At 73.7% G+C, this 15,830-nt stretch carries 13 protein-coding genes and 1 pseudogene; 3 read left to right on the top strand and 11 right to left on the bottom strand.

Going from position 1 to position 15,830, the window contains the following annotated elements; genetic code table 11:
- Nucleotides 1-5 precede the first annotated feature (5 nt).
- Entirely contained in the window at nucleotides 6-1,250 is a 1,245-nt protein-coding gene (locus ABZ193_RS25590) for an alpha/beta hydrolase (protein WP_354711752.1), read from the top strand.
- Between the two features lie 159 nt (nucleotides 1,251-1,409).
- On the opposite strand, the gene ABZ193_RS25585 is transcribed toward ABZ193_RS25590, so the two are convergent.
- Nucleotides 1,410-4,061, bottom strand: a complete 2,652-nt coding sequence (locus ABZ193_RS25585; RefSeq protein WP_354711751.1) for a DEAD/DEAH box helicase — start codon at nucleotides 4,059-4,061, stop codon at nucleotides 1,410-1,412.
- Nucleotides 4,062-4,084: 23 nt separating this feature from the next.
- Complete coding sequence (locus tag ABZ193_RS25580; protein WP_354711749.1) at nucleotides 4,085-6,079, bottom strand: acyl-CoA dehydrogenase; 1,995 nt, start codon at nucleotides 6,077-6,079, stop codon at nucleotides 4,085-4,087.
- A 117-nt stretch (nucleotides 6,080-6,196) separates the two neighbouring features.
- On the opposite strand from ABZ193_RS25580, the gene kstR reads away from it, so the two are divergent.
- Together kstR and ABZ193_RS25570 are read left to right on the top strand one after the other, a co-directional pair.
- The gene (kstR, locus tag ABZ193_RS25575) at nucleotides 6,197-6,835 is read left to right on the top strand and encodes a cholesterol catabolism transcriptional regulator KstR (RefSeq protein WP_020418797.1); all 639 of its coding nucleotides are present in this window, start codon (nucleotides 6,197-6,199) and stop codon (nucleotides 6,833-6,835) included.
- Between the two features lie 128 nt (nucleotides 6,836-6,963).
- The gene (locus ABZ193_RS25570) at nucleotides 6,964-7,911 is read left to right on the top strand and encodes a hypothetical protein (RefSeq protein ID WP_354711748.1); all 948 of its coding nucleotides are present in this window, start codon (nucleotides 6,964-6,966) and stop codon (nucleotides 7,909-7,911) included.
- Here ABZ193_RS25570 and ABZ193_RS25565 read toward each other — a convergent pair.
- The 9 genes and pseudogenes from ABZ193_RS25565 to ABZ193_RS25525 form a co-directional block, all read right to left on the bottom strand.
- Nucleotides 7,904-8,713, bottom strand: coding sequence for an LLM class F420-dependent oxidoreductase (locus tag ABZ193_RS25565; RefSeq protein WP_237338104.1), 810 nt, complete (start codon nucleotides 8,711-8,713; stop codon nucleotides 7,904-7,906). The genes ABZ193_RS25570 and ABZ193_RS25565 overlap by 8 nt on opposite strands.
- A complete protein-coding gene (locus ABZ193_RS25560; protein WP_020418800.1) occupies nucleotides 8,710-9,540 on the bottom strand; it encodes an LLM class F420-dependent oxidoreductase in 831 nt (276 codons plus the stop codon). The genes ABZ193_RS25565 and ABZ193_RS25560 overlap by 4 nt, the downstream gene beginning before the upstream one ends.
- 61 nt (nucleotides 9,541-9,601) lie before the next feature.
- Nucleotides 9,602-11,275 carry a phosphoenolpyruvate--protein phosphotransferase gene (gene ptsP, locus ABZ193_RS25555; RefSeq protein ID WP_354711746.1) on the bottom strand — a complete coding sequence of 558 codons (1,674 nt, stop codon included), beginning with the start codon at nucleotides 11,273-11,275 and terminating at the stop codon, nucleotides 9,602-9,604.
- The gene (locus tag ABZ193_RS25550; RefSeq protein ID WP_017983790.1) at nucleotides 11,268-11,534 is read right to left on the bottom strand and encodes an HPr family phosphocarrier protein; all 267 of its coding nucleotides are present in this window, start codon (nucleotides 11,532-11,534) and stop codon (nucleotides 11,268-11,270) included. The genes ptsP and ABZ193_RS25550 overlap by 8 nt, the downstream gene beginning before the upstream one ends.
- A gap of 18 nt (nucleotides 11,535-11,552) precedes the next feature.
- Nucleotides 11,553-13,037 (bottom strand): fructose-specific PTS transporter subunit EIIC, encoded by a 1,485-nt coding sequence (locus tag ABZ193_RS25545; RefSeq protein ID WP_020418802.1) that lies wholly within the window; start codon nucleotides 13,035-13,037, stop codon nucleotides 11,553-11,555.
- Nucleotides 13,034-13,486: a fructose PTS transporter subunit IIA gene (locus tag ABZ193_RS25540; RefSeq protein ID WP_020418803.1), complete on the bottom strand. Its 453-nt coding sequence runs from the start codon at nucleotides 13,484-13,486 to the stop codon at nucleotides 13,034-13,036. The genes ABZ193_RS25545 and ABZ193_RS25540 overlap by 4 nt, the downstream gene beginning before the upstream one ends.
- A gap of 5 nt (nucleotides 13,487-13,491) precedes the next feature.
- Nucleotides 13,492-14,433: a 1-phosphofructokinase gene (pfkB, locus tag ABZ193_RS25535; RefSeq protein ID WP_237338101.1), complete on the bottom strand. Its 942-nt coding sequence runs from the start codon at nucleotides 14,431-14,433 to the stop codon at nucleotides 13,492-13,494.
- A gap of 122 nt (nucleotides 14,434-14,555) precedes the next feature.
- Nucleotides 14,556-14,705 (bottom strand): annotated as a pseudogene (locus tag ABZ193_RS25530) (1-phosphofructokinase); the annotation flags it as partial.
- Between the two features lie 109 nt (nucleotides 14,706-14,814).
- Entirely contained in the window at nucleotides 14,815-15,576 is a 762-nt protein-coding gene (locus ABZ193_RS25525) for a DeoR/GlpR family DNA-binding transcription regulator (RefSeq protein ID WP_354711744.1), read from the bottom strand.
- Between the last annotated feature and the right edge of the window lie 254 nt (nucleotides 15,577-15,830).

Genomic DNA, 15,830 nt, shown 5'->3' with positions numbered 1-15,830 from the left:
GGGGTATGCGACCCCGATTCCTCACCCGCCGGGCGGTCCAGCTCGCCCTGACCGCGAACGCCCTTCGCCCGGTGCCGGGGGTGCGCGCCTCGGTGCCCGCGTTCTTCGCGGGGTGGCTGACCAGCGAGCTGGCGCCGCACCTGCTCGCGCTGACCGCGGCCGACACGGCGGCGCACCTGGCGCGGCACGGGGCGCGGTCCGTGCAAGACCGGGTCGGCCTCGGCCTGGCCGCGGCGTCGGCCGCCGGGCTGGGGTCGCTGATCGTCACGTCGCAGCGGGCGCGGGGCGCGGTCGAGGACGCGCTGGCCGAGGCGCTGGGGCCGAAGTACGTGGCGGACCTGTCGCGGCCGCCGGACGCGAAGGACCTGGCGACGCCGTGGGGTCAGCTGGTGCTGCCGTTCCGGATGCGCAACCCGGACGTGCGGCGGGACCGCAACCTGGCGTACGCGCCGGGCGGCAAGCGGTTCCTGATGGACATCTACCGGCCGCGGGAGCCGGTCGAGGGGCGGCCGGTGCTGCTGCAGATCCACGGTGGCGCGTGGATGATCGACAGCAAGGACCACCAGGGCATCCCGTTGATGCTGCACATGGCGCAGCGCGGGTGGGTGTGCGTTGCGGTGAACTACCCGCTGTCGCCCAAGGCGCACTGGCCGGACCACATCGTCGGCGTGAAGCGGGCGGTGGCGTGGATTCGCGAGCACATCCATGACTACGGGGGTGACCCGTCGTTCCTGGCCGCGACGGGTGGTTCGGCGGGCGGTCACCTGGCCGCGCTGCTGGCGCTGACCCCGAACGACGCCGGCCTGCAGCCGGGTTTCGACGACGCCGACACGTCCGTGCAGGCGTGCGCCCCGCACTACGGCGTGTACGACTTCGCCGCGACGAGCGGTTCGACGGCGAGCAAGCAGCGGCTGCACGGGCTGCTGGCGCGGTACGTGGTGGGCAAGGACCCGGTGCGGTTCCTGGACGACTACATCGCCGCGTCGCCGCTGGACCGGATCACCGAGAAGGCGCCGCCGTTCTTCGTGATCCACGGCGCGCACGACTCGCTGGTGCCGGTCCGCGAGGCGCGGGAGTTCGTCCGCCGCCTGCGGGAGACGTCCGAGCAGCCGGTGGCGTACGCCGAACTGCCGGGCGCGCAGCACGCGTTCGACGTGTTCCCGTCGATCCGGTCGGCGCACGTGGTGCGCGGCGTGGAGCGCTTCTTGGACTGGACGTACCTCCGCTGGCTGCGCGACCAGCGCGGGTGATGCCCCAGCCCCGCGAAATCTCGCCCGGCGTCGGCCAACGGCGAATCGGCGCGAGTGGCCGGCCCACCGCCTCGCGCGGGCCCCACATGACGAGCCCATGCCCTCGCTCACCTGCTCTCCGGCTCCCTCTGGTGTGCGCCCCTCCCCCGCGATCGCCCGTCATCCTGGCTGTCCCAGTTGCACGAGCGCCGTGAGCTCGTCGTCGGTCAGGTCGGTGATCCAGTCCTCCCCCGCGCCGACCACGGCTTCGGCCAGGCCGCGCTTCTCGGCGAGCACCGTGGCGATCCGTTCCTCCAGCGTGCCCTCCGCGATGAGCCGGTGGACCTGCACCGGCCGGTCCTGCCCGATCCGGTGCGCGCGGTCGGTCGCCTGGTCCTCGACCGCCGGGTTCCACCACCGGTCGTAATGGATGACGTGGGTGGCGCGGGTGAGGTTCAGCCCCACGCCCCCGGCCTTGAGCGACAGCAGGAACACCGGCGCGTCACCGCGCTGGAACCGCGCCACCATCTCGTCCCGCTGCCGCGTCGGGTCGGCGCCGGACAGCAGCTGCACCGGCAGCCCCCGCTCGGTCAGCCGCGTTTCCAGCAGCCGGCACAGCTGCACGTACTGGCTGAACACCAGCACGCTCTCGCCCTCGTCCAGGATCACGTCCAGCAGCTCCTCGAACGCGGCGAGCTTGCCCGACCGCCCGGCGACCGGCCCGCTCTCCTTGAGGTACTGCGCCGGGTGGTTGCAGATCTGCTTCAGCTCGGTGAGCAGCTTGAGCACCTGCCCGCGCCGCTGCACGCCCCGCGACTCGCGGATCTTCGCCAGGTTCTCCCGCACCACCGCCTCGTACAGGGTGGCCTGCTCGGCGGTCAGCGGCACGTACCGGTCGGTCTCGGTCTTGCTGGGCAGTTCCGGCGCGATGTCCGGGTCGGTCTTGCGCCGCCGCAACAGGAACGGCCGCACCGTCGCCGCGAGGCGCTCGACGCTGCCGGCGTCGCGGTCGCGTTCGACCGGGCGCGCGATCGTGCGGCGGAAGTGGTCGAGCGTGCCGAGCAGGCCGGGCGTCGTCCAGTCCAGGATGGACCACAGCTCGGTGAGCCGGTTCTCCACCGGCGTCCCGGTCAGCGCTACCCGCGCCGCGGCCGGGATCCGGCGCAGTTCCCTGGCCGTCGCCGACAGGGGGTTCTTGACGTGCTGCGCCTCGTCCGCCGCGATCAGCCCCCAGTCCACTTCGGACAGCGTGGCCCTGTCGCGGCGCAGCACCCCGTACGTGGCCAGCACGACCTCGTCCGGCTCCAGGTCGTCCAGGTGCCGGCGCCCGCCGTGGAAGCGCCGCACCGGCACCTTCGGCGCGAACCGGGCAAACTCGCGCTCCCAGTTGCCCAGCAGCGAGGTCGGGCACAGCACCAGTGTCGGCCCGGCCCGCAGCGTCCGGCGGTGCAGGTGCAACGCGATGAGCTGGATGGTCTTGCCGAGGCCCATGTCGTCGGCGAGGATCCCGCCGAGCCCCAGCTCGGCCATCCGGGCCAGCCAGGACAACCCCGCGCGCTGGTAGGGCCGCAGCGTGGCCTGCAGGTCGGTGGCCGGCTCGACCGGACCGGCGGGGGCACGCAACCGCTCCACGAGACCGTCGAGCGCGGGCGGGGCGGCGAAGGCCAGCTGCTCGTCGTCGACCTCCAGCTCGCCGGTGAGGGCCGCGGCCAGTGCCTGCGCGCCCGTCACGCTGCGGCCCGCCCGGCGCAGGCGGGCGGACAGGAACGGGTCGGCGCGCACCCACTGCCCGCGCAGCCGCACCAGCGGCCGCTTGGCCTCGGCCAGCGCGGCGACCTCGGCCTCGGTGAGGGTTTCGCCGCCCAGGCTGAGCTGCCAGCGGAACCGCAGCAGGTCGGTCAGCCGGAACACGCCGTCGCCCTCGCTAGCCGGCGACGGCGTGACGCTCGCCTTGGCCCGCACCGGTTCGCCTGCCATGCCGCGCGGCCACAGCACCTCGACCCCCGCGGCGGCGAGCGCCGCGGACCCGCCGTCGAGCAGTTCGACGACTTCGTCATCGTCCAAGAGCAGCTCGCCGGCGGCCCCGAGCACACGGCCGAGCGGGGCCCACGCGCGGGCGCCCCGCCGGAGACCGACGAGCAGCCGGGCCTCGACCTGCTCGCCGAAACGGGACCGGACAGCGCTCGGCGCGCTCCACAACGAAGCCGCGTCGACGACAAGGCTGGGGTCGGCGGCGCTGCGCAGGGCGACGACTCCGGCGAACGCGAAACCGTCGTCGGTCTCGCGCACCTCGACGCGGAGCTGGAGCTGCGCGCCGAACCCGTCGGCGGGACCGCGGACGAGCACGTCGGCGGTGGCGTCCCACAGCGCGCGGACCAGCGTCTCCGGCGAGTGCAGCCGGATGCGTTTGAGGCCGGACAGCGGGAGGGCGTGCGCCTCGGGCGGCAACGCGGCGGCCAGGTCGCGCAGCAGGTCCTCGTCGGCGGCGTCGAGCGGCCCGGCGCGCCAGGAGTCCACTTCGGACGGTGCCCCGGCGGATCGGAACCGGCCGCGCTCGACGAGGTCCACCCCCGCGGAGACGGCGGCGGACCAGGCGGCCAGCGACGGGCCGGCATCGGTGACGGCGAGCAGGCGCGGGATGGCGTCGGCCAGCGGGAGGACGTGCGCGTCCACCTTGGCGCGGCGAAAGGACTTCCCGGCGCCGGCGGGCAGCACGAGCTCGACCGGCGTCGGCCCCGGCTCGTCGCCCCAGACGGCGAGCACGCCGTCCCGGGGCGGGTCCGAGGGCACGAAGATCGCCCTGGTCGTCTCGGTCCATTCCACGGTGATCACCCTAGGCGGGACCACCGACAGTTTCAGGAGCGCGGCAGCCCCAGCAGGCGTTCCGCCGCCACCGACAGCAGGATCTGCGTCGTGCCGCCGGCGATGCTCAGGCAGCGCGTCAGCAGGAACTCGTGTTGCGCCGCCGTCGTCTCGTCGGTCACCAGGACACCCGGCGGCCCCAGCAGCTCCAGCGCCGCCTCCGCCGCGGCCTGCCGGTGCCGCACGCCGATCAGCTTCCGCACGCTCGACTCCGCCCCCGGGTCCTGCCCGGCCAGGCGCCGCAGCGTCGACCGCAGGTCGAGCAGAGCGCACGCCGAACCCTCGGCCACCAGCGCACCGAGCCGTTCCAGCACCGCCGGATCCGGCTCACGCACCGCCGCCAGCAGCGACTCCACCGCCTCCCCCACCGACGAGCCGCCGCTCATCGCCACGCGTTCGTTCGCCAGCGTCGTCCGTGCCAGGCGCCAGCCGCCGTTCACCTCGCCGACCACGTTCGCCGACGGCACGAACACGTCGTCGAGGAAGACCTCGTTGAACCGCTCGACCCCGGTGATCTCGCGCAGCGGGCGGACGTCGATCCCGGGGGACGACATGTCGACCAGAAAGTAGGTGATGCCCTGGTGCTTGGGCGCGTCCGGATCGGTGCGCGCGAGGCAGATCGCCCAGTCCGCCTCCCGTGCGAGCGACGTCCAGACCTTCTGCCCGGACAACACGAACCCACCGTCCACTTCGGTCGCCCGGGTCCGCAGCGAAGCCAGGTCGGAGCCTGCCCCTGGCTCGCTGAACAACTGGCACCAGGTCAGCTCACCACGCAGTGTCGGCATCACGAACCGCTGCCGCTGCTCGTCCGTGCCGTGCTCCAGGATGGTCGGCACCGCCCAGGCGCCGATCACCAGATCGGGCCGCGTCACCCCCGCGCGCGCCAGTTCGGCATCGATGACCAGTTGCCGCGCCGGCGTCGCGTCCAGCCCGTAGGGCGCGGGCCAGTGCGGCATCAGGTAGCCACTCGTCGCCAGCCGCTCGCGACGTTCCCCCTCGGGCAGCGCGGCAATCTCCGCCACCGTCGCCCGCACGGCCGGGTCGAAGTGCTCCGACAGGTCGACCCCCAGCTCCCGCCGCACCCCGGCCAGGGCGAGCGAAGCCGCCGAACGGCGCCACCCGGCCGAACCGCCCAGCCACTGCCGCAACGCCACCGCGCGGCGCAGGTACCGGTGCGCGTCGTGCTCCCAAGTGAACCCGATCCCGCCGAGGACCTGGATGCAGTCCTTGGCGGTGTCCACCGCCGCGTCCAGCGCCCCGGCGGCCGCCACCGCCGCCGCGAACTCGTGCTGCTCCGGCGACTCGCCGGCAGCCCGGGCCGCGTCCCACGCCAGCGCCCCGGCCAGCTCGGCCCGGCACAGCATCTCCGCGCACAGGTGCTTGACCGCCTGGAACGACCCGATCGGCCGGCCGAACTGCTCGCGCACCTTCGCGTGCTCCGACGCCGTCGCCACGCACCAGCGCGCGATCCCGGCCGCCTCCGCCGCGGCCAGCGTCGCCGCGAAAACCCGCAACTCGGCGCCCTCGAACACGGTGCCGTCACCGTCTGGCACCCGCCCGAACGAGCGGGACAGGTCGAACGACTCGACGGCTTCCGCACCCCGCTCCCGCACGCTCCACGTGTCGCCGTCGGCCACCAGCAGGTGGGTGGCGTCCGCGTCGAGCACCGGCCCGTCCGGCGACAACGCCACGCCCGCGCTCGCGGAGCCGTCCGCGAACGCCGGGAGCAGCTCCTTCGCCGCCGGAGACCCGCCGCGTCGCCCCAGCACCAGCGCCGCCAGCACGGTCCCGAGCACCGGCCCCGGCACGAGCGCGGCCGCCGCCTCCTCGACGGCCACCGCGGCGTCGGAGACCGTCCCGCCCGCGCCGCCCAGGTCCTCCGGCACCCCGATGCCGAACACGCCGATGGCGGTCAGGTCGTCCCGGCTCCTGGCGCCGGAGCGGATCGTCCCGGCGAGCGCGCGCTGCTCCGCGGTGAGGACTGACATGCGGCTCACTATAGAACGTGTTTCAGTTTTGTGGCCAGATCCACTCGATGCGCGAGATCAGGAGGCGGGCCGGTAAGCTGTGGAGTGAAACTGAAACAAGTTCCGGAGCAGGTGCCGATGGCCGCCAAAGCGAAGACGTCCACCCAACCGAAGAACGGGATGAGCGCGTTGTCCAGCGACGAGCTCGGTTCCGCCGCGCAGCGGGACCGGCGACGGCGCATCATCGACGCGACCCTGGCGCTGGCGTCCAAGGGCGGGTACGACGCCGTCCAGATGCGGGCCGTGGCCGAGAAGGCCGACGTCGCGCTGGGCACCCTCTACCGCTACTTCCCGTCGAAGATCCACCTGCTGGTCTCCGGCCTGGCCAGGGAGTTCGAGCGCGCGCACGAGAAGCTGCAGCGGACGAGCATCCCGGGCGACACGCCGAGCGAGCGGCTCATCTTCGTGCTCAGCCGCAACACCCGGCTGATGCAGCGAGACCCGCACCTGACCGAGGCGATGGTCCGGGCGTTCATGTTCGCCGACACCACGGCCGCCGCCGAGGTCGAGCAGGTCGGCAGGCTGCTGGAGAGCATGTTCGCGCGCGCCATGGGCATCGAGGAGCCGACCGAGCACGACCGCGCGGTCTTCCACCTCATCGCCGACGTGTGGATGGCGAACCTGGTCGCGTGGGTCACCCGCCGCGCGTCCGCCGCCGACGTCGCCAACCGGCTGGAGCTGTCGGTGCACCTGCTGCTGGACAACAACACGCGCTGACACCGATCGGTCGCGATCCGTCGCGGTAGTTGGGAACTCCCTGGCAGCCCGCTGTGAATTCCCTGTAGATCACCGGAATCCGGGATCCGGCTGCAACAAGCCGCGATCATGGCCGCGTTTGTGTGGTCATGAGAAGCAGGACGGCCGGCAAGGTCGTGCTCCCGGCCGCGGTGTTCGGCGCCGTGACCATGCTGATCTTCACGGTCCAGCACCAGCCGCGGGCGTCCTCGGCGAGCCCGGTCGTGCAGGTGAGCGCCCCGGTGACGTCGATGACCACCCCGGAGCCGTCGACGCCGCCGGCCACCCAGGCCGACCCGGCGCCCGCCGGGGACATCCCGCCGGAGTCGGAGCCGGCGGAGGACGACACCGTCGCCAGGCGGGTCCAGGACCTCGCGCAGGCGAGAGTGGCGAGCGCCGAGGTCGGGGTCGAGGTGTACGACCGGCAGACCGGCGTCGTCCTGACGCAGCTCAACGCCGACCGGCAGTTCTACTCGATGTCCGTGGTCAAGCTGCTGATCGCGCTGGACGTGCTGCGGGCGAGCGGGTGGGCCCTGCCGGCGGGCAGCACGCAGACCCAGCTGACCAGGATGATCACCGCCAGCGACGACGGCATCGCCAGCAGCCTGTGGGTCGCCCACGGCGGCACCGGCATCGTGACCCGCATGGCCAAGCTGATCGGGCTGACCGGCACCGAGCCGCCGTCGTCGGCAGGCCAGTGGGGATCGACGAAGATCACCGCCGCGGACGTGGTCAAGGTCTACAACTACATCGAGGACGAGCTGCCGCAGGCCAGCCGCGACCTGCTCTACGACGCGATGTACCACGCCTCCGAACACGGCTCGGACGGCACGGACCAGTACTTCGGGATCCCGGACGGGCTTCCCGGCACGACGTGGGCGATCAAGCAGGGCTGGGGCACCAGCGGTTCGGAGGCGGTGTACAACACGACGGGCCTGCTCGGCGCCGACGCCAGGTACGTCGTGGTCGTCCTGATCGCGGCGCCGTCCCGCTACTACCGCACCCTGCCGATGGCGCTCACCGCCGGCACCGCAGCCCTGCTGCCGCTGGTCAGCTGACGCGCGGCACGAGCGCGGCCAGCGCGTCCAGCCTGCGCAGGGTGTCGCCCTCCGACGCGGCGGGCAGGCCCAGCGTGACGCGCTCGGCTCCGGCCTCGGCGTAGGCGTCGAGCAGCGCCGGGTCCGGTGGCGCGGACGTCGCGGTCACCGGAACCGATCCGGCCTGCGCCACCTGCGCCGCGGCCGCTTCCGGATCGCGCAGGGCGTTGGGCAGCCAGCCCGCTTCCAGCCGCTTCGCGCGGTCCAGCGCCGCGGTGCTGTTGCCGCCGATGTAGACCGGCACCTCACGCGCGGGCTTGGGCCACTGGAACACCGGGTCGAAATCCACGTGCACGCCGTGGAACTCGGCCTCATCGTTCGTCCACAATGTCCGGAGTGCCTGGATCTGCTCGTCCAGCAGCGCGCCGCGGGTGCGCGGGTCCGTGCCGTGGTTGCGCATCTCCTCGCGGTTCCAGCCGACGCCCACCCCGAACAGGAAACGCCCGCCGGACAACAGGTCGAGGCTAGCCACGGACTTCGCGGTGTGCAGGACGTCCCGCTGGATCAGCAGCGTGATGCCGGTGCCCAGCTTGAGCGTCGTGGTCGCGGCGGCCGCCGCGGTCAGCGCGACGAACGGGTCGAGCGCGCGGTAGTAGGCCCGCGCCATCTCGCCGCCGGCCGGGTACGCGGTCTCCCGGCTGACCGGGATGTGCGAGTGCTCCGCGACGAACAGGGCGTCGAACCCGCGGTCCTCGACCGCCTTCGCCAGGACGTCCGGCCGGGCGGTCTCGTCGGTGACGAACGTCGAAATCCCCAGTTTCACCGGTAGCCCTCCGCGAGGGCGGCGAGCTCGTCCAGCTTGGTGAGCGTCTCCGATTCGGGGCGGGTGCCGAGCATGAACGTCACGCGCTCCACCCCGGCCTCGGCGTACCCGGCCAGCGCCTCCTCGCTGCGGCCGGCGCCGAAGACGGTGAACGGGACGTCGGGGCGGCCCTGCTCGGCCAGCCAGGCGCGGACGCGCTTGATCTCCTCCGGTGGCGTGTGCGACCGCGGCATCCAGCCGTCGGCGTGGTTGAGGAGCCGGGTGAGCGCGGCCTCGCTCTCACCGCCGACGTAGATCGGCGGGTGCGGGCGCTGCACCGGCTTGGGCCACTGCCAGATCGGGTCGAAGTCGACGTGCTTGCCGTGGAACTCGGCCTCGTCCTGCGTCCAGATCGCCTTGAGCGCCTGGATCTGCTCGTCGATCAGGGCGCCGCGGGTGCGCGGCTCGGTGCCGTGGTTGCGCATCTCCTCGCGGTTCCAGCCCACGCCGACACCGAAGGCGACGCGGCCGCCGGAGAGCAGGTCGAGGCTCGCGACCTCCTTGGCGGTGTGGATGACGTCGCGCTGCACCAGCAGGGCGACACCGGTGAAGAGCAGCAGGTCGCGGGTCTCCGCCGCGGCCGCGGTCAGCGCCACGAACGGGTCCAGCGTGCGGTAGTAGACGCGGGGCAGCTCACCGCCGCCCGGGTAGGGGCTTTCCCGGCTGACCGGGATGTGCGAATGCTCGGCGAGCAGCAGTGAATCGAACCCGCGCTCCTCCAGCGCGCGGCCGAGCGCGCCCGGCCGGATGCCTTCGTCGGTGACGAACGTCGAGATCCCGAACTTCATGCTCCGACGTAACTCCCGGACCGGGGCGCGCTATTCCCGCTCGCGTCGTGTGCCGCGGGCCTCACCCGGCCCCGGCAGCGGCGGCGACCCGCTCCCGGGCGCTCGCCGCGTCCGGGGCGGACAGGGCGAGCTGCGCGAGCTCCGCGCATTCGGCGGCGGTGTGGGCCGCGAGGGCGAGGCGGACGGCGGGCAGCGCGGACGGCGCCATCGACAGGCTTGTCACCCCGAGTCCGACCAGCACCAGCGCCAGCAGCGGATCGCTCGCCGCTTCACCGCAGACGCCGACGGGCTTGCCCGCCGCGGTGCCCGCCGCACCCGTCAGCCGGACCAGCTCCAGCAGCGCGGGTTGCCACGGGTCGAGCAGGCCGGCCAGGTCACCGGCCATCCGGTCGGCGGCGAACGTGTACTGGCCGAGGTCGTTGGTGCCGATGCTGACGAAGTCGCAGGCGCCCAGGATCGCGTCTGCCCGCAGCGCGGCCGCGGGCACCTCGACCATCGTCCCGGCGACCCGGAGCCCGTGCGCTCGGGCGGCTGCGGCGAACTCCGCGGCCTCGGCCGGTGTGGACACCATCGGCGCCATCACCCACACGTCGGCCGTGCTGGCGTCGCGGGCGGCGGCGATCGCGGTCAGCTGGTCCGCCAGCATCCGCGGGTGGCGCCGGGCCAGGCGCAGGCCGCGCACACCGAGCGCCGGGTTGGGCTCGTCGCCGTGGTCGACGAACGCGAGCGGCTTGTCCGCCCCCGCGTCGAGCGTGCGCACCACGACCTTGCGGCCGCCGAACGCCTGGAACACCTCGGCGTAGCTCCGGCGCTGCTCCTCGACCGACGGCTCGTCGGCCCGGTCCAGGTACAGGAACTCGGTGCGCAGCAGGCCCACGCCCTCCGAGTCGACGGCTGCCGCGGCCGCGAGGTCACGGGCCGCCCCGACGTTCACCAGCAACGCCACCGGAACGCCGTCCGCGGTCCGGCCCGGGCCGCTGGAGGCCGCCAGCGCGGCAGCGTGCTCGGCCGCCTCGGCCTCCGCCGCCTCGACGAGCGAGTCGGGCGGGTCGACGACCACCTCCCCCGTCGCGCCGCGGACGAGCACCGGCGTCCCGTCGGTCAGCGATGCCGCACCGGCACAAGCCACGACCGCGGGGATGCCCAGCGATTTCGCCAGGATCGCCGTGTGGCTGGTGGGCCCGCCCAGCTCGGTGACGATCGCGCGCACCCGGTCCGCGTCGAGCACCGCGGTGTCGGCCGGCGCGAGGTCCCGTGCGACCAGGACGAACGGATGACCGGGGTCGGGCACGCCGGGCATCGGGACGCCGAGGATCCGCGCCACGGTGCGGTCCCGCAGGTCGTCGACGTCGGCGGCCCGCTCGGCGAGGTAACCGCCGGCCGCGGTGAGCGCGTCGCGGAACCCGGCGAACGCGTCGGCGACCGCGTGCGCCAAGCCCCGCCCGTCCTCCAGACGCGCCCGGATCCGGTCCGCCAGCGCGGGATCGGCGACCATCATCGACTGCGCCAGCAGGACGTCCGCGGCCGCACCACCGGCCTGGGCCGAGCGTTCGTCGAGGAACGCGGCCACCTCGGCCAGCGCCGCACGCGCCCGCTCCACGGCGGCGGGCACGTCGGCTTCCGGCGCGTCCGCCTCCGGCAGCCGCGGTGGTTCGGCGAGCCGGGCGACCGGGCCGTGCGCGACGCCCGGGCTGACGCCGATCCCGGTCACCGGGCGGAGGACGACCTCACCCATCGTGGTTCGCCGCCACGATCGCGGCCAGCTCGTCGAGCGCCTGCTCGGCCTGCGGACCGTCGGCGCTGAGCACCACCTCGTCCCCGCCCCGGGCGCCGAGGCCGAGCACGGACAGGATGCTGCGGGCGTCGACGGGGTCGGCGCCGTCCTTGCCGATGCTCACCGGCACCGGCTGCGCGGCGGCGGCCTTGACGAACAGGGCGGCGGGACGGGCGTGCAGGCCAACGGTGGACCCGACGACGACACGGCGTTCCGGCATGGCAGTTCTCCTCGGGCGTCAGGCCGCGACGGCCTGGGTGGACGTTTCGGGGGTGGCCGCGGCCGGCGCGCGGTCGCGGCCGATGCTCTTGGCGAGCAGCACGCAGCCGCAGGTGACGAGCGTGCCGATCGCGACGGCGAGCAGGAACAGCAGCGGGTTGCCGATGAGCCCGACCACCCAGATGCCGCCGTGCGGGGCAGGCGAGGTGGCGCCGAAGGCCGCGACCAGCGCGCCGGTGGTGGCGCTGCCGACCATCAGCGACGGGATGATCCGGAACGGGTCGCCCGCGGCGAACGGGATCGCGCCCTCGGTGATGAACGACAGCCCGAGCAGCCAGCCGGCCTGGCCCGCCTGCCGCTCCGCCGGGGTGAACCGGTTGCGGCGCACCAGGGTGGCCAGCGCCAGCCCCAGCGGCGGCGTCATGCCTGCCGCCATCACCGCGGCCATGATCACGTAGTTGCCGCTGGCGAGCGCGGCCAGGCCGAAGGTGTAGGCCACCTTGTTCACCGGGCCGCCCATGTCGAAGGCCATCATCAGCCCGAGCAGGGCGCCGAGCACCCACGCGCTGCCGCCGGACAGGCCGGACAGCCAGTCGCTCAGGCCGGTCTGCGCGGCCGCGATCGGCTCGCCCACCACGACGACCATGAGGAACCCGACGACCAGCGTGGACACCAGCGGGATCACCACGACGGGCATCACCCCGGCCACCCCGCGCGGCACCTTCAGCTTCTTCAGGCCCAGCGTGACCGCGCCGGCCAGCAGACCGGACACGAGACCGCCGAGGAACCCGGCGCCGGTCGCGGTGGCGAGCAGGCCGCCCACGATGCCGGGCGCGATGCCCGGCCGGTCGGCCATGCCGAACGCGATGAACCCGGACAGGATCGGCACGAGCATCTCGAACGCCAGCGACCCGATCTTGAACAGCACCCCGGCGATCCCGGCCTGGCTCATCAGGTCGGACACGTTCTCGATGCCCGGGTAGGTGACGCCCTGGAAGTCGCCGCCGCCGACCTTGGCCGCGACCTCCGGGCCGCCGATCAGGAACGACAGTGCGATGAGGATCCCGCCCGCGGCGACGAAGGGGATCATGTAGGACACGCCGGTCATCAGCCACTGGCGCAACCGGGTGCCGAACCCCGCGGAAGCGTCCACCTTGGACGCCAGCTCGGGCGCGGACGGCGCGGCTGGGGCCGTGCCCTCCTCGGCGGCCTTGACGGCCTGCGCGATCAAGCCGGCCCCGTCGTTGATGGCGGCCTTGACCCCGGCCGTGACCGTGGGCTTGCCGGCGAACCGTTCCCGGTCCCGGACGTCGACGTCGGCGGCGAAGACCACGGCGTCGGCCTCGGCGATCCGGGCGGGGTCGAGCGGCGCGGACCCGGCCGCGCCCTGGGTTTCGACGAGCATCTCGTGCCCGGCGGCCTTCGCGGCCTGCTCCAGGGCCTCGGCGGCCATGTAGGTGTGCGCGATCCCGGTCGGGCACGACGTGACTGCCACGAACTTCATCGTCCGAGCACCTCCTGGCGGACGAGCTGGACGACGGCGTCCGCGTCGGGCGCGTCGAGCAGCGACTGGCGGAACGACTGGTGCACGAGGCGCCGGGCGAGCTGGGCGAGGATGGTCATGTGCTCCTCGCCGCCGCCTTCCGGGGCGGCGATGAGGAAGATCAGGCGGGCCGGGCCGTCGGAGGCGCCGAAGTCGACGCCGGCGGCGGACCGGCCGAAGGCCAGCGTCGGTTCGGTGACGAACGCCGAGCGGGCGTGCGGGATGCCGATGCCGCCTTCGATGCCGGTCGGCATCTGCTCCTCGCGCTTGCGGATGTCGGCGAGGAAGCCGTCCAGGTCGGTGACCCGGCCCGCGGCGACGAGCCGTCGCGCGAGCCCGGCGGTGACCTCGGCGCGGTCGGCGCCGGGGACGTCGAGGTCGACCAGATCGGCGGTGATGAGTTCGGCCATCGGTATCACTCCTTGAGTTCTCGGTCGGCGTCGACCGAAGGGTGGATCGTGACGCCGATGCGGGCGACATCGGCGGGTGCGGGCATCCGGCTGCCGGGCAGCGCCGCGGCGGCGGCGCCCCAGGCCAGCGCCCTGGCGAGGGCGTCCCGGCCGGCGCCGCCCGCGGCGAGGAACCCCGCGAGCAGCGCGTCACCGGCGCCGACGGTGCTGCGCGCGACCGGCACGGGCGCCTCCCCGTGCAGGGCGGCACCGTCGTCGACGAGCACCGCGCCGTCGGGCCCGAGGCTGGCCAGGACGGTCCGGGCGCCGCGCGACCGCAGCACCCCGGCCGCCACGACGGCGTCGCCGAGCGTGCGCACCGGCATCCCGGCGCACGCGGCCAGCTCCTCCCGGTTGGGTTTGACCAGGTCCGGCCCCTCGGCGAGGGACCGGTCGAGCGCCGAGCCGGACGAGTCGACCGCGACGCGCAACCCGGCCTCGTGACCGCGCCGGACCAACCGGGCGTAGGTGTCCCGCGGCGCGCCCGGCGGCAGGCTGCCGCAACCGGCGAGCCAGACCGTGCCGTCCTCGCACGCGCCGAGGGCCGCGTGCAGCAACGCTTCCGCGTCACCGTCGGAGCACAGCGGGCCGGGCAGGTTGAGCTTGGTGACCACGCCGTCCGGCTCGGCGAGGGTGATGTTGGTGCGGGTGTCGCCGCCGATGGGCACCTGCCGGACCGCGACCCCCTGCTCGTCGAGCAGTTCGGTGAGCCGCCGACCGTCGGCGCCGCCGGCGAACAGCACGGCCGCGGTCTTGCGACCGTGCGCGGCCAGCGCCCGCGCGACGTTGACGCCCTTGCCGCCGGGGTCCAACCGGGACGGTCCGGCGCGCAGGACTTCCCCGCGCCGCAGGGCATCCACCTCGACGGTGTGGTCGAGGCTGGGGTTGGGGGTGACGGTGACGATCACGCCGGCACCACCCCGAGTCCGGCCGGGCGCAACTCCTCCACTGACCCGGCGAGACGGTGGGACGGAGCGGCGCGCAGGACTTCAGCCCGCCAGGGGGAATCCGTCCCGACGGCGCGCTTGCGACCGTGCGCGGCCAGCGCCCGCGCGACGTTCACACCCTTGCCGCCGGGGTCCAGCCTGGACGGCCCGGCGCGCAGGACTTCCCCACGCCGCAGGGCATCCACCTCGACGGTGTGGTCGAGGCTGGGGTTGGGGGTGACGGTGACGATCACGCCGCCACCATCCCGAGGCCGGCCGGAGCGGCGCGCAGGACTTCCCCGCGCCGCAGGGCATCCGCGTCGACTGCGTGCTCGAGGTCGGGGCTGGGAATCACGGTGACGATCACGCCAGCACCACCTCGGGACCCGCCGCGCGCAGCTCCTCCGCAAGGCCGTCGTCCAGCCCGGTGTCGGTCACGAACTTGTCCACTTCGGACAGCTCGCCGAAGCGGGCGAGGCAGTCGTTGCCGACCTTGGTGTGGTCGGCGAGCACGACCGTGCGGCGGGCGGCGCGGATCATCGCGCGCTTGACCGCCGCCTCCCCGATGTCGGGCGTGGTGAGCCCGCGCTCGGCGGAGATGCCGTTGGTGCCGACGAACGCGACGTCGACGAAGGTGTCGGCGAGCGCGCGCAGCGTCCAGTCCTCCACCGCGGCGAGCGTGCGGCCGCGGACCCGGCCGCCCAGCAGCAGCACGGTGAGCTGCGGTCGGAGGGCCAGCTGCGGGACGACCGACACGGCGTTGGTCACCACCGTCAGCTCCCGGTCGGACGGCAGGATCTCGGCGAGCCGGGCCGTGGTGGTGCCCGCGTCGAGCAGGATCGCGCCCTCCTCGGGCACCTCGGCGAGAGCGGCCTTGGCGATGCGCTCCTTCTCGGCCGTCATCACCGCGTCGCGGTCGGCCAGGCCGGGCTCGAAGCCGAGCCGCTCGACCGGGATGGCCCCGCCGTGCACCCGGCGCAGCACCCCCTGGCGCTCCAGCACCGTCAGATCACGCCGCACGGTCTCCGTGGTGACCGCGAAGTTCGCGGCGAGCCACGACACGTCGACGCGGCCCAGGCTGCGGGCCCGCTCGACGATCTGCTGCTGACGCTCCTCTGCGTACATGTGGCTTCCTTGCCGTCGCCGTGTTGCTTTGTTTGGTTATATGTGGTTTCGAGTGGGGTTGTCAAGGCATGAAAAAACTCCCCGCCGCGGGGGCACCGCGGCGGGGAGTTCTGCCCAGCCGACTAGATGAGTAAGTCCTAACCCTGGGTGGTGTGTGGGGATGGGTGAAGGGTGTTCAAGATCAGTTTGTGAGGACCGACCTGAACACCCTTCTGACCGCACTGTACGTCAAGATCGATGACTATCTCGGTAAG

This window comes from Amycolatopsis sp. NPDC006125 (genome assembly GCF_040614195.1).
GTDB lineage: Bacteria > Actinomycetota > Actinomycetes > Mycobacteriales > Pseudonocardiaceae > Amycolatopsis_E > Amycolatopsis_E tucumanensis.
This window is presented reverse-complemented; position numbering and strand designations above follow the sequence as displayed.

Coding starts and splice junctions, on each gene's coding strand:
- ABZ193_RS25580 (WP_354711749.1), bottom strand. CDS start 6,079: ATGTCAGTCCTCACCGCGGAGCAGCGCGCGCTCGCCGGGACGATCCGC.
- ABZ193_RS25590 (WP_354711752.1), top strand. CDS start 6: ATGCGACCCCGATTCCTCACCCGCCGGGCGGTCCAGCTCGCCCTGACC.
- ABZ193_RS25540 (WP_020418803.1), bottom strand. CDS start 13,486: ATGGCCGAACTCATCACCGCCGATCTGGTCGACCTCGACGTCCCCGGC.
- ABZ193_RS25550 (WP_017983790.1), bottom strand. CDS start 11,534: ATGCCGGAACGCCGTGTCGTCGTCGGGTCCACCGTTGGCCTGCACGCC.
- ABZ193_RS25560 (WP_020418800.1), bottom strand. CDS start 9,540: ATGAAGTTCGGGATCTCGACGTTCGTCACCGACGAAGGCATCCGGCCG.
- kstR (WP_020418797.1), top strand. CDS start 6,197: ATGGCCGCCAAAGCGAAGACGTCCACCCAACCGAAGAACGGGATGAGC.
- ptsP (WP_354711746.1), bottom strand. CDS start 11,275: ATGGGTGAGGTCGTCCTCCGCCCGGTGACCGGGATCGGCGTCAGCCCG.
- ABZ193_RS25525 (WP_354711744.1), bottom strand. CDS start 15,576: ATGTACGCAGAGGAGCGTCAGCAGCAGATCGTCGAGCGGGCCCGCAGC.
- ABZ193_RS25545 (WP_020418802.1), bottom strand. CDS start 13,037: ATGAAGTTCGTGGCAGTCACGTCGTGCCCGACCGGGATCGCGCACACC.
- ABZ193_RS25570 (WP_354711748.1), top strand. CDS start 6,964: ATGAGAAGCAGGACGGCCGGCAAGGTCGTGCTCCCGGCCGCGGTGTTC.